This is a genomic window from Azospirillum sp. UFLA03-27, from assembly GCF_059803775.1.
On the sequence record NZ_JAUQTX010000120.1, the window covers coordinates 1 to 19,482 of the forward strand.

General features: G+C 69.1%; 19 protein-coding genes and 2 pseudogenes. 16 read left to right on the top strand and 5 right to left on the bottom strand.

The genetic code is table 11. From position 1 onward, the window contains the following. Window positions 1-408: pseudogene (locus tag Q4I23_RS18140) on the bottom strand (hypothetical protein); the annotation flags it as partial. A gap of 272 nt (window positions 409-680) precedes the next feature. On the opposite strand from Q4I23_RS18140, the gene Q4I23_RS18145 reads away from it, so the two are divergent. The 8 genes from Q4I23_RS18145 to Q4I23_RS18180 are packed head-to-tail and all read left to right on the top strand — an operon-like array spanning window position 681 to window position 7,948. After that, a complete protein-coding gene (locus tag Q4I23_RS18145) occupies window positions 681-1,874 on the top strand; it encodes a mandelate racemase/muconate lactonizing enzyme family protein (RefSeq protein ID WP_498527102.1) in 1,194 nt (397 codons plus the stop codon). A gap of 24 nt (window positions 1,875-1,898) precedes the next feature. Further along, window positions 1,899-2,573, top strand: a complete 675-nt coding sequence (locus Q4I23_RS18150) for a 4-carboxy-4-hydroxy-2-oxoadipate aldolase/oxaloacetate decarboxylase (RefSeq protein WP_498527103.1) — start codon at window positions 1,899-1,901, stop codon at window positions 2,571-2,573. Between the two features lie 17 nt (window positions 2,574-2,590). Then, complete coding sequence (locus Q4I23_RS18155; RefSeq protein WP_498527104.1) at window positions 2,591-3,190, top strand: peroxidase-related enzyme; 600 nt, start codon at window positions 2,591-2,593, stop codon at window positions 3,188-3,190. Window positions 3,191-3,209: 19 nt separating this feature from the next. Further along, the gene (locus Q4I23_RS18160) at window positions 3,210-4,226 is read left to right on the top strand and encodes a Bug family tripartite tricarboxylate transporter substrate binding protein (protein ID WP_498527105.1); all 1,017 of its coding nucleotides are present in this window, start codon (window positions 3,210-3,212) and stop codon (window positions 4,224-4,226) included. Between the two features lie 8 nt (window positions 4,227-4,234). Next, window positions 4,235-5,017 (top strand): RraA family protein, encoded by a 783-nt coding sequence (locus Q4I23_RS18165; RefSeq protein ID WP_498527106.1) that lies wholly within the window; start codon window positions 4,235-4,237, stop codon window positions 5,015-5,017. A gap of 5 nt (window positions 5,018-5,022) precedes the next feature. Further along, the gene (locus tag Q4I23_RS18170; RefSeq protein WP_498527107.1) at window positions 5,023-5,985 is read left to right on the top strand and encodes an NAD(P)-dependent oxidoreductase; all 963 of its coding nucleotides are present in this window, start codon (window positions 5,023-5,025) and stop codon (window positions 5,983-5,985) included. Beyond that, window positions 5,960-6,424, top strand: a complete 465-nt coding sequence (locus Q4I23_RS18175; protein WP_498527108.1) for a tripartite tricarboxylate transporter TctB family protein — start codon at window positions 5,960-5,962, stop codon at window positions 6,422-6,424. The genes Q4I23_RS18170 and Q4I23_RS18175 overlap by 26 nt, the downstream gene beginning before the upstream one ends. Window positions 6,425-6,445: 21 nt before the next feature. After that, the gene (locus tag Q4I23_RS18180; RefSeq protein WP_498527109.1) at window positions 6,446-7,948 is read left to right on the top strand and encodes a tripartite tricarboxylate transporter permease; all 1,503 of its coding nucleotides are present in this window, start codon (window positions 6,446-6,448) and stop codon (window positions 7,946-7,948) included. A gap of 30 nt (window positions 7,949-7,978) precedes the next feature. On the opposite strand, the gene Q4I23_RS18185 is transcribed toward Q4I23_RS18180, so the two are convergent. Genes Q4I23_RS18185 through Q4I23_RS18200 form a run of 4 tightly spaced genes read right to left on the bottom strand, consistent with a single transcriptional unit; the run spans window position 7,979 to window position 11,580 of the window. After that, window positions 7,979-8,887, bottom strand: coding sequence for a TauD/TfdA dioxygenase family protein (locus Q4I23_RS18185; RefSeq protein ID WP_498527110.1), 909 nt, complete (start codon window positions 8,885-8,887; stop codon window positions 7,979-7,981). A gap of 10 nt (window positions 8,888-8,897) precedes the next feature. Beyond that, complete coding sequence (locus Q4I23_RS18190; protein ID WP_498527111.1) at window positions 8,898-9,731, bottom strand: ABC transporter ATP-binding protein; 834 nt, start codon at window positions 9,729-9,731, stop codon at window positions 8,898-8,900. A gap of 5 nt (window positions 9,732-9,736) precedes the next feature. Further along, a complete protein-coding gene (locus tag Q4I23_RS18195; RefSeq protein WP_498527112.1) occupies window positions 9,737-10,603 on the bottom strand; it encodes an ABC transporter permease in 867 nt (288 codons plus the stop codon). Beyond that, window positions 10,600-11,580 carry an aliphatic sulfonate ABC transporter substrate-binding protein gene (locus Q4I23_RS18200; RefSeq protein WP_498527113.1) on the bottom strand — a complete coding sequence of 327 codons (981 nt, stop codon included), beginning with the start codon at window positions 11,578-11,580 and terminating at the stop codon, window positions 10,600-10,602. The genes Q4I23_RS18195 and Q4I23_RS18200 overlap by 4 nt, the downstream gene beginning before the upstream one ends. A 320-nt stretch (window positions 11,581-11,900) precedes the next feature. Between Q4I23_RS18200 and Q4I23_RS18205 the strand changes: the two genes are divergently transcribed. The 8 genes and pseudogenes from Q4I23_RS18205 to Q4I23_RS18240 form a co-directional block, all read left to right on the top strand. After that, window positions 11,901-12,770, top strand: coding sequence for a TauD/TfdA dioxygenase family protein (locus Q4I23_RS18205; protein WP_454019613.1), 870 nt, complete (start codon window positions 11,901-11,903; stop codon window positions 12,768-12,770). 200 nt (window positions 12,771-12,970) lie between these two features. Beyond that, window positions 12,971-13,972 carry a taurine ABC transporter substrate-binding protein gene (gene tauA, locus Q4I23_RS18210; protein WP_498527114.1) on the top strand — a complete coding sequence of 334 codons (1,002 nt, stop codon included), beginning with the start codon at window positions 12,971-12,973 and terminating at the stop codon, window positions 13,970-13,972. A gap of 25 nt (window positions 13,973-13,997) precedes the next feature. Then, window positions 13,998-14,801, top strand: coding sequence for a taurine ABC transporter ATP-binding protein (locus Q4I23_RS18215; protein ID WP_498527115.1), 804 nt, complete (start codon window positions 13,998-14,000; stop codon window positions 14,799-14,801). Continuing rightward, window positions 14,798-15,652: an ABC transporter permease subunit gene (locus tag Q4I23_RS18220; RefSeq protein ID WP_498527116.1), complete on the top strand. Its 855-nt coding sequence runs from the start codon at window positions 14,798-14,800 to the stop codon at window positions 15,650-15,652. The genes Q4I23_RS18215 and Q4I23_RS18220 overlap by 4 nt, the downstream gene beginning before the upstream one ends. 28 nt (window positions 15,653-15,680) lie before the next feature. Next, a complete protein-coding gene (gene betC / locus Q4I23_RS18225; RefSeq protein ID WP_498527117.1) occupies window positions 15,681-17,225 on the top strand; it encodes a choline-sulfatase in 1,545 nt (514 codons plus the stop codon). Window positions 17,226-17,262: 37 nt separating this feature from the next. After that, window positions 17,263-18,120 (top strand): taurine dioxygenase, encoded by an 858-nt coding sequence (gene tauD, locus Q4I23_RS18230; protein ID WP_498527118.1) that lies wholly within the window; start codon window positions 17,263-17,265, stop codon window positions 18,118-18,120. Window positions 18,121-18,165: 45 nt separating this feature from the next. Continuing rightward, a complete protein-coding gene (locus tag Q4I23_RS18235; RefSeq protein WP_498527119.1) occupies window positions 18,166-19,152 on the top strand; it encodes an aliphatic sulfonate ABC transporter substrate-binding protein in 987 nt (328 codons plus the stop codon). Window positions 19,153-19,164: 12 nt separating this feature from the next. Next, window positions 19,165-19,482: pseudogene (locus tag Q4I23_RS18240) on the top strand (hypothetical protein); the annotation flags it as partial.

The following is a 19,482-nucleotide window of genomic DNA, read 5'->3' on the forward strand; positions in this document are numbered from 1 at the left end:
GCGTATAATCGTCGGCAGCGTCAGATGTGTATAAGAGACAGGGACCCCCGCCGCCACGCCGACGGCCACCGCCGCCAGAACCGCCACGGTGACGAGCAGCGCCGTCGCCGGCAACCGCTCCAGCACGAGGTCCGCGATGGGCCGGTTGTAGCGGAAGGAGAAGCCCAGATCGAACCGCAGGAGCTGGGACAGATAGGCCTGGAACTGGTCGAGGGCCGAGCGGTCGAGCCCGAACCGCGCGCGCAGATCGGCCATCTGTTCCGCCGTGGCGATCCCGCTCTCCCCGGCCATCACATCGACCAGATCGCCGGGGACCGCCTTCAGCAGCAGGAAGTTCACGACGATCATGACGATGACCATCGGCGCGGTCGCGAGCGTCCGCCGCACGGTGAAAGCGAATAACGTCATGGTTGCAGCTCTGGGGTGCTTTTGCACATTTTCATGATTGGAAAATCGGATGAACCGATCGTCTCTTGATTTGTAATTTACCTCTTGATTCCTACTATGTCTATAGGCAATAGTCTCCTTCGGATGCAGGGCGGGCTTGTTGTTTCCTCGCCCGGAGAAAAACCACCGTTTTTCTGAAAAAGTCCGGCGGCACCCGCTTCCGGTCGAAGTCATCTCATTGACTGCGCGCGGCCGCTCCTTCGACGGCGGCGCTTCGTATCCTGGGAGTTCTCATGAAGATCGCGAGGGTTGAGAGCTTTTTCTTCAATCCCGGCCGCGCCAAGAATCTTCTTTTCGTTCGCATCGAAACGGAGAGCGGAATCTACGGCTGGGGCGAGGGCTACGTCACCGCGGGCAAGGAAAAGGTCGTCGCCGCCTATGTGGACGCCATCGCGCCGCATCTGATCGGGCGCGAGATCTGGAACATCCGCCAGCTCGCCCAGACGCTGCTCGACGATTTCTCGATCCGCCGGACCTCCGTCGATTTCCTGTGCGCGCTGAGCGCGGTCGAGATCGCGTCGTGGGACATCGTCGGCAAGCGCGCCGGCCTGCCGGTGCATAAGCTGCTGGGTGGCGCCGTCCGCGAGAAGATCCGGGTCTACGCCAACGGCTGGTGGTTCGGCGCGTCCTCCATCGACGACACCGCCAACCGCGCCGCGGCGGTGGTGGCGCAGGGCTACGACGCGCTGAAATGGGACCCGATCCCCGGCCCGTGGCGCAACTACGTCGATCCAAAGGACCTCGACCACGCTGTGGAGAACGTCCGCGCGGTGCGCGAGGCGGTCGGCCCGAACGTGGAGCTGCTCATCGACGGCCACCGCCGCCTGTCGCCGAACAACGCGATCCGCCTGATCGAGCGCCTGCGGGAATTCGACATCGCCTGGTACGAGGAGCCCTGCCCGCCGGAAAACCTCGACCTGACGGCGGAGGTGCGGCGCACGACCAACGTCCCCATCGTGTCGGGCGAGGCGCTCTACACCAAGGAGCAGTATCTGCCGCTGTTCGAGAAGCGCGCCGCCGACATCATCAACCCGGACATCAGCGCGGTCGGCGGCATCCTCGCCATGCTCGACATCGCCGCGCTGGCGCAGCCGCACTCCATCGCGGTCAGCCCGCACAATTTCAACAGCCCCATCGTCGGCTTGGCCGCGACGGTCCACCTGTCGGCGCTGGTCACCAACTTTACCATCGCCGAGCTGTTCGTGAACCTCGTCGAGCCGACGCGGGAGCTTGCCCTGCAAGGGCTGACCATCGCCGACGGCTACGTCGACATCCCCGACACGCCGGGCCTCGGCGTCGATCTCGATGTCGAGGTGCTGCGCCGGCACCCCTATCAACCGCTGTCGGGCAAGGGGCTGCGCGATCACCGCGACGAGTTCCCCCGCCGCGGTCCCCCCTCCACCTTCAAAACCGCCGCGACCGCGTGACGCGGGCTTGGGAGCCATTCCGACATGACCAGCATCCGCACCGATTTCCCCCGCCCCACGCCTGAGCAGATCGCGGCCTTCGCGACGATCGGCGCCGCCACCGTCCATGAGGCGCTGGGCCGCCGCGGCGCCGTCGATTCGGCGATCAAGCCGATCTGGCCTGGCCTGCGCATCGTCGGGGCCGCCTTTCCGCTGAAGACACAGCCGGGCGACAACCTGACCATCCACGCCGCGATGAAGCTGGCCCGTCCGGGCGACGTGCTCGTGGTGGACGCCGGCGACTACCCCGAGCAGGGCTCGTTCGGCGACGTGATGGCGACCTCCGCCCAGTCGCTGGGCCTCGCCGGTCTGGTGACCAACGGCGGCGTCCGCGACGCCGCGGCGATCCGCGACATCGGCTTCCCGATCTTCTCCCGCGCCATCTCGATCAAGGGGACGGTAAAGGCGACGCTGGGGCCGATCGCCCAGCCCATCGTGCTGGGCGGCGTCACGGTCCATCCGGGCGACCTGATCGTCGGCGACGACGACGGCCTCGTCGTCGTTCCGCTGGACGAGGTCGAGGCCGTCCTGGCGGCGTCCCGCGCCCGGCTGGAGAAGGAGGAGCGCCTGCGCGCCGACCTCCAGTCCGGCAAGACCACCTGGGACATCGGCAATTACGACGCGCTCCTGGCCCAGACCGGCCAGAGCCTGCAAGCGTGAACGGGAGGAGCAGAACGATGCCCGTAAAGAAGACGACGGCTGCCGCCCCCGCCGCCGAAAGCGTGTCCTGGCTGCGCCTGCCGGCGGCGCCGCAGGATGACCGCACCGACGCCCTGTTCGAGCATTCGGTGTCCGTCCGCGGCTACATCCGCAACACCCAATCGGTGCTGGCGCACATCCCGGCGCTGGTCCTGGCGCAGGAAGCGCTCAGCCGGTCGGTAACCGTCGATTTCACGGACGGGCTGACGGGCCGCGAGCGCGAGCTGATCGCGCTCGCCGTCAGCGTGCAGAACCGTTGCGAGCCCTGCGTCTGGGGGCACGCCGCCAAGCTGCGCGAGATCACCGGCAACCCCCGCTTCGTCGGGCTGGTCGAGGTGAACTACCGCCGCGCCGACCTGACGCCGCGTGAGCGGGCCATCGTCGACTACGCGGTACTGATCACCGAGCGTCCCTGGACCATCGAACCGGCGGACCTCGACGGGCTGCGCGCGGTGGGCCTGTCGGAGCGGGAGATTTTGGAGGCCGCCGCCATCGCCGCCTACTTCAACTTTTCCAACCGGGTGAACAGCGCGCTGGGCGTCCATCCCAATCCCGAGCCCTTCGACGCCAACCGCTGACGAAAGACGAAGGACCGTCATGCCCCGCCCTCCGCTCTCCGCGCTCGACCGGCGCTCCTTCCTGACCGCCGCCCTGACCGCCGCCGCCGCGACCACCCTGGCCGGGGTTGCCGCCCCGGCGGCGCAGGCCGCGGCGCCCGCCTCCTGGCCGACGCAGCCGGTGCGGCTGGTCGTTCCCTTTCCGCCCGGCGGCGGCACCGATCTGCTGGCCCGCGCGCTGGCCGACCGGCTGTCGAAGCTTTATCCGCAGCCCTTCGTGGTCGAGAACCGGCCCGGCGCCGGTGCGGCGGTCGGCACCGACTACGTCGCCAAGTCCAGCGACGGCCACACCTTCCTGTTCGCCTCGTCGAACCATGTGACGGTGCCGGCGCTGTCCACGGCGGTGCGCTACGACATCTTCAAGGACTTCAAATCGGTGGTCCTGGTCGCCGATCAGGCCAGCGTGCTCGCCGTCGATCCGGAGCTGCCCGGCAAGGACGCCGCCGAGGTCCTCGCCCACATCAAGGCCAACCCCGGCAAATACAATTACGGCACGGCGGGCATCGGGTCGGGCCAGCATCTCAGCACCGCCTTCCTCCAGCAGCTCACCGGGATCGACATCGTCCATGTGCCGCTGAAGGGCCAAGGCGAAATCATCTCGGAACTGCTGGGCAAGCGCATCCAGGCCGGATTCCTGGTGCTGTCCACGGCCCTGCCCTACTTCCGTTCCGGCCAGATCCGGCCCCTGGCCGTGGCGCTGCCGGAGCGCAGCCCCTTCGCGCCGGAGATCCCGACCTTCGGCGAAGCCGGGTTGAAGGACTTCGCCGCCCGCTCCTGGCTCGGCCTGCTGGCACCGGCGGCGACGCCGACGGCGGTCGTGGACCGGCTGCACGCCGACATCGTGGGCTTCGCCAAGGACAAGGACTACGTCGCCATCACCGAAAAGGCGGGGATGGCCCTGGTCAACGAGGGGCCTGCTGCCTTCGACGCGGAGATCGCCACCGGCTACGCGCAGTGGAAGCAGGTGATCCAGACCGCCGGCATCAAGCCGAGCTGAGGGGAGCGATGACCGATCCGAAAATCGCCGAGGAGCTGGCCGCCTATTCCGACCGGCTGCTCGGCCTGCTCGACCCCGCCATCGTCCGCCGCGTCGCCATCGACCGGCCCGATCCCGCGGTCATCGAGCGCTATCTCGCCTTGCCCGACCTGACCTCCCAGGTCGCCGACATCCTCGACGGGCTGGGCTACGACAGCGCGGTCCCCCGGCGGCGCCTGCCGCCGCTGGAGGGCGGGCGGCGCGTGGCGGGCCCCGCCGTCACCGCGCGGCAGATTCCGGCGGCGCAGGCGCCGGGCTTCGCCATCGCCTCCGGCCACCGGCCGAAGGGCGGCGGCATCGACCAGATCACCCTGACCCGGCGCGGCGACGTCTTCGTCATCGACGCCGGCGGGGTGGCCGAGGCGTCGAGCTTCGGCGGCATCCTGGCCACGGCGTCGATCGCCGCCGGTCTGGCCGGCATCGTCGTCGACGGGGCGGTGCGCGACAGCGCCAGCATCAAGGCCGGCGGCCTCGCCGTCTGGTCGGCGGGCGTCACGCCGCGCACCGGCAAGCACCGCCTGGAGCTGGCGGAGTTCAACGGACCGGTCACCATCGCCGGCGTCCAGGTCCATCCCGGCGATCTGGCGCTGGGCGACGACGACGGGCTGATCTTCGTGCCCGCCGCGCTGATCCTGGAGGTCATCGAACGGGCGGAGGCGGCGGCCGGCCGGGAAAGCGCGCTGCTCGGCGCCCTGTCCTCCGGCGGATCGGCGCGCGAGGCCGCGGCGATCCTGCACCCCAGCAAATGGTGAGCGGCATGACCAACCCCAGCACCTCCATTCCCCCCATCGGCATCCCCCGCATCGGGATCATCGGCTTCGGCGAGGTGGGGTCGAGCGTCGCGCGCGGCCTGATCGCCGCCGGGGCGGGCGACATCGTCGCCTACGACGCACCGCCCGGCCCGACCGAGCGCCGCCTCGCCCTGCGGCGGGCGGACGAAGTGGGGCTCGCCCTCGCCTTCGATCCGGCGGCGCTCGCCGACCGGGAGATCCTCATCTCCAGCGTGACGCAGGACGCGGCGGACAACGCCGCCGCCACGGTAGCTCCGCACGTCGCGGCGGACGCGATCTACGCCGACGTGAATTCACTGTCGCCGGAGGTGAAGGCCGCGGTCGGCGGTCGGCTGGACGCCGTTCCCGGACGCTTCGTGGACGTGGCGATCATGGGCGCGCCGGCGTCCGACCTGCACCGCGTGCCGCTTCTGGCGGCGGGCCGGAGGGCGGAGGAGCTTGCCGCGAGGCTGGCCCCCTTCGGGACCGGCATCCGCGTCGTCGGGCCGGAGCCGGGCCGGGCGGCGGCGGTGAAGATCCTGCGCAGCATCCTCACCAAAGGCTTGGAAACCCTGCTGGTCGAGGCGCTGACCGCCGCGCGGCGCCACGGTGTGGAAGCGGAGGTGCTGGACAGCTTCCTGGAAATCTTCGACCGGCGTCCCGCGCTGGAGTTCGTCGATTTCCTGGTACGCTCCGACACGGTCCATTCCGGGCGCCGCGCGCTGGAGGCCGCGCAGTCGGCGGACACCGTCGCCGCGGTCGGGCTGGAGCCGGCGATGAGCCGTGCGGTGGCGGCCCGCCTCTCTCAGCTTGCCGGCCTCGGCCTCAAGGAGCGGCTGGGCGGGGTGCCGCCCGCGACCCTGTCCGACGCGGTGACCCTGTTCGACGAGGCGCTCGGGCGCCGGCCTTCCACGGAGCGGTCGCATGGCATCGAACATCCGCAGAATTGAGGGACTGGCGGCCGGCCTCGCGCTGGCCGCCCTGGGCGCGGCGGCCGGCGCCTTCATCGTCGCCAGCTACCCTCTGGGCACGGCGCGCCAACTCGGGCCAGGGGCGATGCCCGCCCTGGTGGCGCTGATCCTCGTCCTGCTGGGCGGCGTCATCGCGGTCCGGGGCCTGTGGGAGCGGAGCAACGGCGCGGGGATCGACCTGCGCGCCGCGTTGCGGCCCGCCGGGCTGATCCTGGGGGCCATCCTGCTGTTCGGCGGGCTTGTGGACGGGCTGGGCGTGGTTCCGGCCAGCGCCGTCGCGGTGATCGGCTCGGCGCTGGCCAGCCGCCGAACGCGCAAGCGGGAGATCGCCGCGCTGGCGGCGGTTCTCGCCGTCGCCGTGCCGGCCCTGTTCGTCGGGGTTCTCGGCATGCCGCTGAAGATCTGGCCGACACTGTAAGAAAGAGGATCGACCGGCGTCATGATGGATTCGCTCGGGGGGATCGCGCACGGGCTGTCGATCGCGGCCTCTCCCGCCAACCTGCTGTATTGCTTCGCCGGGGCGCTGCTCGGCACTTTCGTCGGCGTCCTGCCCGGGGTGGGACCGCTGCTGACCATTGCGCTCCTGCTGCCCTTCACCTTCTCGCTGGAGCCGACCGGCGCGCTCATCATGCTGGCCGGCATCTATTACGGCGCCCAGTATGGCGGGTCGACCACGTCGATCCTGCTCAACATGCCGGGCGAGACCTCGTCGGTGGTGACCTGCATCGACGGGCACGCCATGGCGCGCCAGGGGCGCGGCGGTCCGGCCCTGGCGGTGGCCGCCATCGGCTCCTTCGTCGCGGGCACGCTGTCGACCGGGATCGTCGCCTTCTTCGCGCCGGTCCTGGCCGGCGTCGCCATCCGCTTCGGTCCGGCCGACTATTTCTCGCTGATGGTCCTCGGGCTGGTCGGCGCCATCGTCCTGGCGCAGGGGTCCTTCGTCAAGGCGCTGGCGATGATCGTCCTCGGGCTGCTGTTCGGCCTCGTCGGAACCGACGTCAACAGCGGGGAGCAGCGCCTGACCTTCGGCATCCAGGCCCTGGCGGACGGCATCGGTTTCGTCCCGGTGGCGCTGGGCGTCTTCGGCATCGGCGAGATCATCCGCATCCTGATCGGGCAGGAGCGCGACGGCGGACGGGTCATCCCGCACGGCTCCCTGATGCCGAGCCGGCAGGACCTGTGCTCCTCCTCCGGCGCCATCGCGCGGGGATCGGTGATCGGGTCGGCGCTGGGGCTGCTGCCCGGCGGTGGCGCGGTGCTGGCCGCCTTCGCCTCCTACACCGTGGAAAAGAAGCTGGCGCGCGACCCCTCGCGCTTCGGGCGCGGCGCCATCGAAGGGGTGGCGGGTCCGGAATCGGCCAACAACGCGGCGGCGCAGACCTCCTTCATTCCCTTGCTCACCCTCGGGCTGCCGTCCAACGCGGTCATGGCGCTGATGATCGGCGCGCTGATGCTGCACGGCATCACCCCCGGCCCCCGCATCATGCAGGCCGAGCCGGACCTGTTCTGGGGCGTGGTCGCCAGCATGTGGATCGGCAACGCCATGCTGATCGTGCTGAACCTGCCACTGGTCGGGCTGTGGGTGCGGCTGCTGCGCGTGCCCTACCGCTTCCTCTACCCGACCATCGTGCTGGTCAGCTGCATCGGCGTCTACGGCGTGTCGAACAGCGCGTTCGACCTCGTGACGACGGCCGTCTTCGGGCTTCTCGGCTGGGTCCTGCAGGCCCTGCGCTTCGAGCCGGCTCCGCTGCTCCTGGGATTCGTGCTGGGACCGATGATGGAGGAGAATCTGCGGCGCGCCATGATCCTGTCGCGCGGCGATCCGACCGTCTTCCTGCGCGAGCCGATCAGCCTCGCGCTGCTGGTCCTGACCGGCGTGCTGCTGGCCGCCATCATCCTCCCCGCCGTCCGCCGGAACCGCGAGCGCGTGTTCGCGGAATGACCGGCGGGCGGTACGGGCGCGCGCCTGGCGTCAGGGCTGCGGTGCCGAGCCGATGAAGGCCGAGGCGCGCTCGCCCCACCGCTCATGCGGGTAGTAGTCCCAGACGGCATGGTGCTGGGTGGCCCAATTGTCCCAGAAGACCAGGGAGTTGGGGCGCCAGTGGATGCGCGTCTGGAAGGCCAGGTTCTTTTCGATGTGGCGGAACAGCAGGCCCAGGATGGCGTCGCTCTCGGTGCGGGTGAGCTGGACGATGTGGCTGGTGAAGGCCTCGTTGACGAACAGGTACTTGCGCCCGGTCAGATGATGGCGCGCCACCACCGGGTGCTCGGTGGACGGAAAGGTCTGGCCCGGCTGCGGCGTGGCGCCGTAGCCCGCCGTCCAGGCCTTGCCCCCGTCATGGACGGCGGTCAGGCCGTCGAGCAGCGCCTTGACCTTCTCAGACAGCGATTCGTAGGCCAGATACATGTTGGCGAAGGCGGTGTCGCCGCCGATCTCCGGCTGTTTGGTGACGCGCAGGAAGGAGCCCCAGATGGGTTCGGGATCGCAGGTCACGTCGGAATGCCACGCGTCGCCGGCGGTGTAGCGGGCTTCGGGTCCGGTGCGCCAGGCCAGGATCTCCGGATCGTGGTCGTTCGACGACAATTGCCGCGCGCCCCCCAGCACATGGCGGTGCAGCGTGCCGAAGTGGCGGGCGAAGCGCTTGTGGTCCTCCGCGGTGATCTTCTGGTCGCGGAACACCAGCACCAGATGGTCGGCGATGGCCTTGCGGATGTCGGCCAACTGCGCGTCGCTCAGCGGCCTGGACAGGTCCACGCCCTCGACCTCGGCCCCCAGGATGAGCGACAGCGGGCGCACCGCGATGCTGCCGTAGCTTGGGCGCTCGCGGCGGCTCCAGTCGGCGATGGCCGTCTTGTCGTGGAAGTCGCGATAGAAGCTCATGATGGTTCCCTCAAATTTCATAGGCGAACGGAAGCTCCGCCGCGGTGAAGAACTCGCGGTGGATTTCCTTGCGCAAAGCGATGAAGTCGGGGCTCGACCGGTCGCGCGGGCGCGGCAGTCGGACCGGCAGCCTCTTGCGGACGGTGCCGGGGCGCGACGACATGACCACCACCTCGTCGCCGAGGAAGACGGCCTCGTCGATGTCGTGGGTGACGAGGATCATGGTCGTGCGCTGCGCTTCCCAGATGCGCAGGATTTCCTGCTGCATCTGGATCCGGGTCAGGGCGTCCAGCGCGCCGAACGGCTCGTCCAGCAGCAGCACCCGCGGCTGGTTGACGAGCGCACGGGCGATCGCCACGCGCTGGGCCATGCCGCCCGAGAGTTGGTGCGGGTGGGCCTTGGCGAAGCCCTCCAGCCCGACCAGCTCCAGACGCTCCCGCACCCGCCGGGCGACCTCCTCCTTGGGCAGGTTCTTCAGCCCGAAGGCGATGTTCTGCTCGACCGTCAGCCAGGGCAGCAGGCGGTGCTCCTGGAAGATCACCCCACGGTCGAGGCCGGGACCGCCGATGGGCCGCCCGTCGATCGTGACGGACCCGTCATAGCTGGTCTCCAGACCGGCGATGATGCGCAGAAGCGTGCTCTTGCCGCAGCCGGAACTGCCGACGATGCTGACGAAGCTCCCGCCCGGAACGTCGAGCCGGATGTCGCTGAGCGCCTGGACCGCTTCGGTCCTGAGCGGGCCGGTCTTCAGCGTGAAGGTTTTGGACAGCGGGCCGATGCGCAGGCTGGCGGCGCGGTCGGCGGCCCGATCGGCGCCCGTCTTGCGGGCAGCGGTGGCAACCATGGCGGTCAGCTCCCCGAGAAGGTGGATTTCCAGGTGATCAGGCGGCGTTCGGCGGCGCGCAGCACGACGTCGAGCAGCTTGCCCATGGCCCCGATGGTGATCATGCCCACCAGAACCTGATCGGTCTGGCTCATCTGCCGGGCGTCCATGATGAGGTAGCCGAGGCCCGACGAGGCGGCGATCAGTTCGGCGGCGACCACGCAGATCCAGGCCACCATAAGCCCGACGCGCAGGCCCGTCATGATGTTCGGCAGCGCCCCCGGCAGAACGACCTGGAGGATGAAGCGGCGGCGCGTCACCTCCAGCACGCGCGCCAGCTCGACATGGCGGTGGTCGGTCTGGCGGATGCCGTCGATGGTGTTGACGAGAACGGGAAAGATGGCGCCGAGGAAGATGATGTAGACCTTCCCCGCCTCGCCGATGCCGAACCACAGGATGGCCAGCGGAATCCAGGCGATGGGCGGGATCGGCTTGGTCAGCTGGATGATCAGGTCGGTCAGCCGGTCCAGCGTCCGCGACAGGCCGATCCCGATGCCCAGCGGCAGGCCGACCAGCGCGGCGATGGCGAACCCCTCCAGAACGCGCAGCAGGCTGATACTCAGGTGGCGGAACAGGTCGCCGCTGGCCGCCAGATCGACGAAGGCCTTGCCCACCCTGGTCGGCGGCGGCAGCAGGATGGGGCGGATGTAGCCCAGCGCGAACGCCGCCTGCCACGCCGCCAGCAGCGCCACGGGAAGCGCCACATACAGCGCCGCCCGCCCCAGGACGCCCGGCAGGACGCCGGCCAGGGCGCCCAGGCGGGAGCGCGCGGCCCCCGCCGTCAGCCCGGCCCGCTGCGCGGAATGCGCATCGGAAGCCAGTTCGGCGCTCATTTCAGCCCCGCCTCGTCCGCCGGCTTGCGGTTGAAGAAGGCGTCCACGTCCACCGCGGTCTTGATCAGGCCGTGGGCGCGCATGAATTGTTCGGTCTTCTTGACCTCGGCCACGTCGTCGTCGTGGATGGCCGGGTCGTAGTTCATGCGCTGCAGAACCTGGACCAGCAGGTCGGGCGCCAGATTGACGTCGCCGCTGATCAACTCGGCCGCCTCCTTGGGGTTGGCGGTGATGAACTCCGAGGCGCGCTTGTACGCCGTCAGCAGCGCCTTCGCCTGCTCGGGCCGGTTCTTGAGGAAGCCGTTGTCGGCGACGATCAGCAGCAGCCCCTTCTTGATGCCGGTGCCGTCGGCCAGCACGCGGACCGCCTTCTGCGATTCGAAGCGGGTCAGGATCGGCTCCCACACCGCTCCGGCGTCGATGGTGCCGGCGATGATGGCCGGCGGGATCTCCGCCACCGGCAGGTTGATCAGCTCGACGTCGTTGAGCGTCAGGCCGCCCTGCTCCAGCACCAGCGCCAGCAGATGGTGGGCGTAGGACCCCTTGGTCACCGCCACCTTCCTGCCCTTCAGCTCCTTGGGCGAGGCGATGGGGGAGTCGCCGCCGACGATGACCGCCAAGCTCTTCGGACCGTCCGAGGTCAGGGCGATGGCGCTGGTGTCCAGCCCCGCCGCCTTGCCGACCAACGCCGGGGTGTCGCCGACGAAGCCCACATCCTGCTGGCCGGCGGCGAAGGATTCGTTGATCGGCGGACCGGCGGGGAAGAGCGACCATTTGACGGCCGCGTTCGGCGCCACCTTGGCCAACTCCTCGTCCAGCCACTTCTTCTGCTTGGCGACGAACAGGGGCGCATAGAGGGGAAAGGGCTGCGCGGCGATGCGCAGATCGTCGGCAGCGGCGGAGGTGGTGGCGGTTCCGGCCAGCCCGAGGCCGATGGCGGCCGCGACGGCCAAGGCGACAAATCTGGAAACGGCCATGGTCGATACCTCGCTTCATGCTGGGATTTTTGGGATCGGAGGTATGGGATTCAGGGGCACTGGCTTGGCTGTGCGTTGCCGGTTCCCGGATCGGCCCATTTCCCTATTATGAATGTGGATGTTCGTATTTCATTTAACACGCTCGAATGTCAATACACCCTCGCGTTATGGGCGACTGCAAATTGTGATTTTTTACAAAAATGCGAAATCAGCGTCGACGATTGATCCAAATCAACGAACACGGCCTGATTTGCCTAGCTGATAAGTAGCCTTATTCGAGCGGGCACTCCGCTCCGCTGCCTTGGCCGAAAGACGATCCGATGACGACGAAGACCCCTCATGCCGACGGCTTCCGCCGCTTCACGCTGACGCCCTACAACCCCTTCATCGGCGCCGTGGTTGACGGGATCGACCTAGGGGAGACCACCGGCGAGGAGGTCCGTGCCGACCTGCGCCGGGCGCTGGCCGAGTATGGCGTGCTGTTCTTCCGCGGCCAGACGCTGAGCCCGGAGCAGCAGGTCGATGTCGCCCGGATCTTCGGCGATCCCGACAAGGCCAAGGCCTATTTCAAGCGCCACGACTCGAACCGGCTCGTCGAACTGATCGAGTTCACGCCGGGGCAGCCGGGGTACGGCACCGATCAATGGCACGCCGATATTACATTTTCCGCCAACCCGCCCACCGGCACGGTCCTGCACGCGCGCGACGTGCCGTCCGTCGGCGGCGACACCGCCTGGGCCAGCGGAACCTACGTCTACGACCGCCTCGACCCGGCCTTGCGCGCCTATCTGGAAACGCTGGAGGCGGTGCACAGCATCGAGCACAGCGGCTGGCCCGAGTGGTTCCGCACCCAGCCCAACGGGGAGGAGTTGTACCGTCAGGCCCGCGCCGAGCATCTGCCGGTGGTGCACAAGGTCGTCCAGACCCATCCGGTCACGGGCCGCAAGCTGGTCTATGTCAGCCCGAACTTCACCCTGCGCATCCGCGGCCTGTCGCGCCAGCAGAGCGACGCGCTGCTGACCTTCCTGTTCGGGCTGTTCGAGAAGCCCGAAGCCCAGGCGCGCTGGCGCTGGCGGAACGGCGACGTGGCGATCTGGGACAACCGCGCCACCGTCCATTACGCGGTGACCGACTACACCGAGTACCGTCTGCTCCACCGGGTCACCTTCGGCGAGGACAAGGCGTTCTGAGCGTCGGTTCTGACGTCCCGGCAGGGAATCGGGGATTCTCTCCATCCCGGCCATATTTAACATTTTTTTAAATGCTGTATATGGAAAAATAATACACATATGCTCGCTTGTGCTGTTGCTTATTTCCCTTCTTAATATGTAGAGTTTATTCACCGGCGGACGACCGCGCCGCCGGGTGAAGACGGGGGAGATAAGCCACCATGAAGCAGTTCCTGCCTTCCATCGCCCTGCTCGCGCTGGCCACCCTGGCGCCGGTCTCCGCCGAGGCCGCCGGCAAGGTCGTCGTGGCCTACCAGACCGACGCGCTGCCGTCGTCGGTGGCCATCGCGAACGGGGACTTCGCCAAGGCGACCGGCAGCGAGATCGATTTCCGCAAGTTCAATTCGGGCGCCGACATTTTCGCCGCCATCGCGTCGGGCGACGTCCAGGTCGGTTATGTCGGCTCAAGCCCCTTCGCCGCCGCGGTCAGCCGTGGGCTGGACGTGAAGGCCTTCCACCTCGCCAGCGCCTCCGGCACCGACGAGGCGCTGGTGGTCCGCAACGGCTCCGGAATCGAAAAGCCCTCCGACCTCAAGGGCAAGAAGCTGGCCGCCGCCCCGGTCTCGACCGACCATTACCAGCTCCTCGCCGTGCTGAAGCAGGAGAAGCTGAGCGAGCGCGACGCCCAGGTCTTCGCCATCCCGCAGCCCGACATCGTCGCGGCCTGGAACCGCGGCGACCTGGACGGCGCCTTCGTCTGGGACCCGGCGCTGACCGAGCTGAAGAAGACCGGCAAGGTTCTGTTGACCTCCCGGCAGGTGGCCGACCGCGGCGCCCCGACCTTCACCGCCTGGGTCGCTACCGCCGCCTTCGCCAAGGAGAACCCGGCCTTCCTGAAGAGCTTCGCCGGTGTGGTGGAGCGTTACAGCGTCTCCTTCCGCGACGACAAGGCCGCCTGGGGACCAGACTCGGCGAACGCAAAGACGCTGGCCGGGCTTCTCGGCGGCACGCCGTCCGATCAAGCCGCCGCGCTGAACAACCTGTCGCTGATCCCGGCCAAGCAGCAGGCCACCAAGGACTGGCTGGACGGCGGCGAGAGCAGCGGCACCGCCCGAATCCTGAAGGAAACCGCCGAATTCCTGAAGGAGCAGAAGAAGGTCTCCACCGTGCTGCCCAGCTACGGCGGCTTCGTCACGGCGGATTACGTCAAGGCCCTGCCCTGACGCGCGGTTGGACGGGAGGCGCGCCATGCTCCGGGTGCAGAACGCCAGCGTGTATTTTCCAGGCCGCGACGGTGGGGTGATCCACGCGCTGGACCGCGCGTCGCTGGACATCGACGCCAACAGCATCGTCGTCGCGCTGGGCGCGTCGGGCTGCGGCAAGTCCACGCTGCTGAACGCCATCGCCGGCTTCCTTCCCTTGTCGGACGGCTGCATCACGCTGGACGGCCGGCCGGTGGAGCGCCCCGGCGCCGACCGCGGCGTGGTGTTCCAGAAGGACACGCTGCTGCCCTGGAAGAGCGTGCTGGACAATGTGGCGCTCGGCCTGGATTTCGCCGGCCTCCTCCTGCGGGAGCGGCGGGACCGTGCCGCGGAGTTGTTGCGCCTCGTCGGGCTGGAGGGCTTCGCCAAGGCCGCCCCGCACGAGCTGTCCGGCGGCATGCGCCAGCGCGTCGGCATCGCCCGCGCGCTGGCCACCGACCCGAAGATCCTGCTGATGGACGAGCCGTTCGGCGCGCTCGACAGCCTGACCCGGGAGCAGATGCAGGAGCTGCTGGTCGACGTCTGGGCGCGCACCGGCAAGCGCATCTTCTTCATCACCCACTCCATCGAGGAGGCGCTGTTCCTCGGCACGACGGTGGTGGTGATGTCGCCGCGCCCCGGCCGGATCGTCGCCCGCTTCGATCTGGATTTCGTCCGGCGCTTCGCCGCCGAGCGGGACGTGCGCGCCATCATGTCCGACCCGGAGTTCGGGGATCTGCACAACCGCATCCGCGATCTCGTCCACCGTCCGCATCACGCGGCGGTCCACCGCGGGGAGACGCTGCAATGACCGACGCCGCCCGCACGACCAACGAACCCCTCACGGTCCCCGCCGTCCGGCCCCGGACCGTCGCCCTGCGGCCCTTCGGGCTGGACGGGGTGCGGACCGGCCCGATCAGCGCGGTCACGGGGATTCTGCTCATCGCCCTGTGGTTCCTGGTCTCGCATTACCGGCTGGTGACGCCGCTGTTCCTGCCCGCGCCGGGGGAGGTGGCCGCCCAGTTCCTCGCCATCCTGGAGGACGGCTACGCCGGCGCCACGCTTGGGGAGCATGTGTCGGCCAGCCTGCTGCGCATCCTCGCCGCGGCGCTGATCGCGGCGTCGCTCGGCATCCCGCTGGGGCTGGCGATGGGGCTGAACCGCTGGGCCAAGGGCGTCCTCGACACGCCCATCGAGTTCTACTGGCCGCTGCCGCCGCTGGCCTATCTGCCGCTGATGATCATCTGGCTGGGCATCGGGGAGGTGTCGAAGATCGCCCTGCTGACGCTGGCGATGTTCGCCCCGATCTGCCTGTCGGCGCAGGCCGGCGTGCGGTCGCTGCCCATCGAGCGCGTCAACGCCGCGCTGTCGCTGGGGGCCACGCGCTGGCAGCTCTTCCGCGCCATCGTGCTGCCCAGCGCTCTGCCGGAGATCCTGACCGGCCTGCGCATCGCCATCGGCGTCGGCTGGAGCACGCTGGTCGCCGCGGAGCTGATCGCGGCGACGCGCGGCATCGGCTTCATGATCATGTCCGCCTCGCATTTCCTGGCCACCGACGTGGTGTTCGTCGGCATCGGCATCATCGCCGCCTGGGCCTTCGCCTTCTCCTACGGGATGCGCCTGCTGGAATCCTGGCTGGTGCCCTGGAAGGGCAAGACCTGACGCTTTCCCGAACCGGAGTGCTTTCGCCGTGTCGCGGCCCCCCAACATCCTGTTCATCATGGCCGACCAGATGGCGGCCCCCGCCCTGCCCTTCCACGGTCATCCGGTGGTCAAGACGCCGAACCTGTCGCGGCTGGCCGCGGACGGCGTGGTGTTCGACAACGCCTACTGCAACTACCCGCTCTGCGCGCCGTCGCGCTTCGCGCTGCTGTCGGGGCGGCTGCCCTCGGCCATCGGCGCCTTCGACAACGCGGCGGAGTTCGCCTCCTCCGTGCCGACCTTCGTGCATTACGCCCGCGCCGCCGGCTACCGCACCTGCCTGTCGGGCAAGATGCATTTCGTCGGCGCCGACCAGCTCCACGGCTTCGAGGAGCGGCTGACCACCGACATCTATCCCGCCGATTTCGGCTGGACGCCGGATTGGGGCAACGGGGCGCTGGCCTACGACTGGTCGCATCACATGGCGAGCGTGGTCGAGGCCGGCCCCTGCCACCGCAGCCTGCAGATCGACTTCGACGAGGAGACCGCCCATCAGGCGGTGCAGAAGATCTACGATTACGGCCGCACCGCAGACGAGGCGCCCTTCCTCCTGGCGGTGTCCTTCACGCACCCGCACCACCCCTTCAACTGCCTGCCGGAGCATTGGGATCTCTACGACCACGCGGCGATCGACCTGCCCTCGGTGCCGACCATCCCGCCAGAGCGGCTCGATCCGCACAGCCGGCGGCTCCACTACATGGACGGGCTGCACCGCTACGACCTGACGGAGGAGCGGGTGCGCACCGCCCGCCACGCCTATTACGGCTCCATCAGCTATGTGGACGAGCTGGTCGGGCGTCTGCTGACCGCGCTGGAGCGGGCCGGGCTGGCCGAAGACACCATCATCGTCTTCACCGGCGACCATGGCGAGATGCTGGGCGAGCGGGGCATGTGGTACAAGATGACCTTCTTCGAATGGTCGTCCCGCGTGCCGCTGCTGGTGCACGCTCCGGGACGCTGGGCGGCGCGCCGGGTGTCGGCCCCGGTGTCGCACGTCGATCTTTTCCCCACCATCCTCGACCTGCTCGACGGCCGGGCGCCGCTGCCGGTCGACCCGTTCGACGGCGAAAGCCTGCTGCCCCTGCTGGCCGGTTCGGCGCGCGGCGCCGGCCGCACCATCTTCGCGGAGTATCTGGGGGAAGGGACGCTGAACCCCGCCTTCATGGTGCGGCGCGGCCGCTACAAATACATCGCCTGCGACGGCGACCCGCCGCAGCTCTACGATCTGGAGGCCGACCCGAAGGAGCTGGTCAACCGCGCCGGCGCGCGCGATCTCGCCGCCATCGAGGCCGATCTGTCCGCATCGGTCGCCCGGCGCTGGAACGCGCCGGCCCTGCGCCGGGCGGTGATCGAGAGCCAGAACCGGCGGCTGTTCGTCCACAAGGTGCTGCTGACCGGGCGGCACACGCCCTGGGATTTCCAGCCCCACCGCAACGCCGCCACCTCCTATGTCCGCAATTTCGGGGTCGCCGAGGACACGCTGAAGGCGCTGGCCCGCCTGCCGGTGGTGGAGCCGGTGCCGCCCGACGCCTGATTCCTCCTCTCCCATCTCTGCCATCCGGGGAACTGCCATGCCCGACATGTCTCTGCCCAGCCTGTCCATCACCCCCGTCAGCCCGGCCATCGGCGCGCGGGTGGAGGGGCTGGACCTCACCCATCCGCTGAGCGACGCGGAGGCCGCCGCGCTGGAGCGCGCGCTGGTCACCCATCAGGTGCTGTTCTTCGAGAATCAACCCCTGACGCCCGCGGCCCAGCGCGCCTTCGCCGCCCGCTTCGGCAGCCTGCACGTCCACCCCGTCTATCCCAACGTGCCCGAGCAGCCGGAGATCATGGTGCTCGACACCGGGCCGCACAACGTGACGGACAACGATGTCTGGCACACCGACGTGACCTGCATCGAGACGCCGCCGGCCATTGTAGCGCTGGCGGGCAAGCGGATCCCGCCCAACGGCGGCGACACCGTGTGGGCCAGCAACATCGCCGCCTACAACGGCCTGTCGGAACCGCTGCGCCGCCTGCTCGACCCGCTGACCGCGCTGCACGACTTCACCAAATCCTTCCCCGAATGGCGGCACAACGGCGATCCGGAGACGCACGCCCGCTGGCGCGCGGCCCGCGACCGCCACCCGCCGGTGACCCACCCGGTGGTCCGCGTCCATCCGGTGAGCGGTACCAAGGCGCTGTTCGTGAACGAGAACTTCACCGCGCGCATCGTCGGGCTGAGCGACCGCGAGAGCGCGGCCATCCTCGACCTGCTGTTCGACCACATCAGCCGCCCGGAATTCACCGTGCGCTGGCGGTGGAAGGCCGACGACCTCGTGCTGTGGGACAACCGCTCCACCCAGCATTACGCGGTGAACGACTATCTGCCGCACAGCCGCCTGATGCACCGCGCCACCGTGCTGGGCGACCGGCCCGTCGGACCCTGAGCAAACCTCTCATAACAACATCAAATCCCTAGGGAGAATTCGACCGTGACGAGCCTGTTCCCGCGCCGCGCCGTGCTCGGCGCCCTGTTCGCCGCCGCCCTGTCCAGCCATCTGCCGGGCGCTGCCCGCGCCGCCGACAGGGTGACGGAGATCCGCCTCGACTACGCCTACTACAACCCGGTCAGCCTCGTGCTGAAGGAAAAGGGCTGGCTGGAGGAAGATCTGAAGAAGGACGGGATCGCCGTGCGCTGGGTGCTCAGCCTCGGTTCCAACAAGGCGCTGGAGTTCCTGAACGCCGGCAGCCTGGATTTCGGCTCGACCGCCGGGGCGGCGGCGCTGATCGCGCGGATCAACGGCAATCCCATCAAATCGGTCTACGTCTATTCCAAGCCGGAATGGACCGCCCTGGTCACCGGCCCGAACAGCGCCATCACGAAGGTCGAGGACCTGAAGGGCAAGCGCGTCGCCGTCACCCGCGGCACCGACCCGCACATCTTCCTGGTCCGCACGCTCGCCCGGCACAAGCTGACCGACAAGGACATCAAGCTGGTCCTGCTGCAGCACCAGGACGGCCGGCTGGCGCTGGAGAAGGGCGATGTGGACGCCTGGGCGGGGCTCGACCCGCTGATGGCCCAGGCGGAGATCGACAACGGCGCCACGCTGTTCTACCGCAACGCCGCCGCCAACAGCTGGGGCGTGCTGAACGTGCGGGAGGAGTTCGCCACACAGCAGCCGGAGTTGGTCGCCCGCGTCCTGCGCGCCTATGAGAAGGCCCGCGCCCACGCGCTCGCCAACCCGGCGGAGTTGAAGACGACCATCGCCACCGCGGCGAAACTGTCGGAGCCGGTGGCCGCCCGCCAGTTGGAGCGCACCGACCTCAGCCACAGCGCCATCGGCGCGGAGCAGGCCGACACCATCCTCCAGGCCGGCCTCGCCCTTCAGGAGAGCGGCGTGCTGGGCGCCGACGTGGACGTGAAGGGGGCGGTCGCGGCGCTGATCGACCCGTCCTTCTCCAAGGCGCTGCCCCAGTAAGGGGGCGGTTCCGTGGCCGTCATCGAACCGGCGCTGGACCGGCAAGAATCCGGCGCCGTTTCCCTTCCGGAGGCATCCGGTCCAGCGCCCCGCCGCCGCTGGCTGGACTGGCTGGCCGGCCTGATCGTCCCGCTGGCCCTGGCGCTCGGCTGGGAGGTCGCGGTGACGCAGGGCTGGGGCAACGGGCGCCTGCTGCCGCCGCCCAGCCGCATCCTGTCCACCCTGTGGGGCCTGTGGCGGTCCGGCGACCTGATCACCCATGTTCTGGCGACGCTGGGCCGGGTGGGGCCTGTCTCTTATACACATCTGACGCTGCCGACGATTATACGC

Excerpts from the sequence above, each read along its gene's own strand:
- Q4I23_RS18145 (WP_498527102.1), top strand. The coding sequence starts at position 681 with ATGAAGATCGCGAGGGTTGAGAGCTTTTTCTTCAATCCCGGCCGCGCC.
- Q4I23_RS18150 (WP_498527103.1), top strand. The coding sequence starts at position 1,899 with ATGACCAGCATCCGCACCGATTTCCCCCGCCCCACGCCTGAGCAGATC.
- Q4I23_RS18155 (WP_498527104.1), top strand. The coding sequence starts at position 2,591 with ATGCCCGTAAAGAAGACGACGGCTGCCGCCCCCGCCGCCGAAAGCGTG.
- Q4I23_RS18160 (WP_498527105.1), top strand. The coding sequence starts at position 3,210 with ATGCCCCGCCCTCCGCTCTCCGCGCTCGACCGGCGCTCCTTCCTGACC.
- Q4I23_RS18165 (WP_498527106.1), top strand. The coding sequence starts at position 4,235 with ATGACCGATCCGAAAATCGCCGAGGAGCTGGCCGCCTATTCCGACCGG.
- Q4I23_RS18170 (WP_498527107.1), top strand. The coding sequence starts at position 5,023 with ATGACCAACCCCAGCACCTCCATTCCCCCCATCGGCATCCCCCGCATC.
- Q4I23_RS18175 (WP_498527108.1), top strand. The coding sequence starts at position 5,960 with ATGGCATCGAACATCCGCAGAATTGAGGGACTGGCGGCCGGCCTCGCG.
- Q4I23_RS18180 (WP_498527109.1), top strand. The coding sequence starts at position 6,446 with ATGATGGATTCGCTCGGGGGGATCGCGCACGGGCTGTCGATCGCGGCC.
- Q4I23_RS18185 (WP_498527110.1), bottom strand. The coding sequence starts at position 8,887 with ATGAGCTTCTATCGCGACTTCCACGACAAGACGGCCATCGCCGACTGG.
- Q4I23_RS18190 (WP_498527111.1), bottom strand. The coding sequence starts at position 9,731 with ATGGTTGCCACCGCTGCCCGCAAGACGGGCGCCGATCGGGCCGCCGAC.
- Q4I23_RS18195 (WP_498527112.1), bottom strand. The coding sequence starts at position 10,603 with ATGAGCGCCGAACTGGCTTCCGATGCGCATTCCGCGCAGCGGGCCGGG.
- Q4I23_RS18200 (WP_498527113.1), bottom strand. The coding sequence starts at position 11,580 with ATGGCCGTTTCCAGATTTGTCGCCTTGGCCGTCGCGGCCGCCATCGGC.
- Q4I23_RS18205 (WP_454019613.1), top strand. The coding sequence starts at position 11,901 with ATGACGACGAAGACCCCTCATGCCGACGGCTTCCGCCGCTTCACGCTG.
- tauA (WP_498527114.1), top strand. The coding sequence starts at position 12,971 with ATGAAGCAGTTCCTGCCTTCCATCGCCCTGCTCGCGCTGGCCACCCTG.
- Q4I23_RS18215 (WP_498527115.1), top strand. The coding sequence starts at position 13,998 with ATGCTCCGGGTGCAGAACGCCAGCGTGTATTTTCCAGGCCGCGACGGT.
- Q4I23_RS18220 (WP_498527116.1), top strand. The coding sequence starts at position 14,798 with ATGACCGACGCCGCCCGCACGACCAACGAACCCCTCACGGTCCCCGCC.
- tauD (WP_498527118.1), top strand. The coding sequence starts at position 17,263 with ATGCCCGACATGTCTCTGCCCAGCCTGTCCATCACCCCCGTCAGCCCG.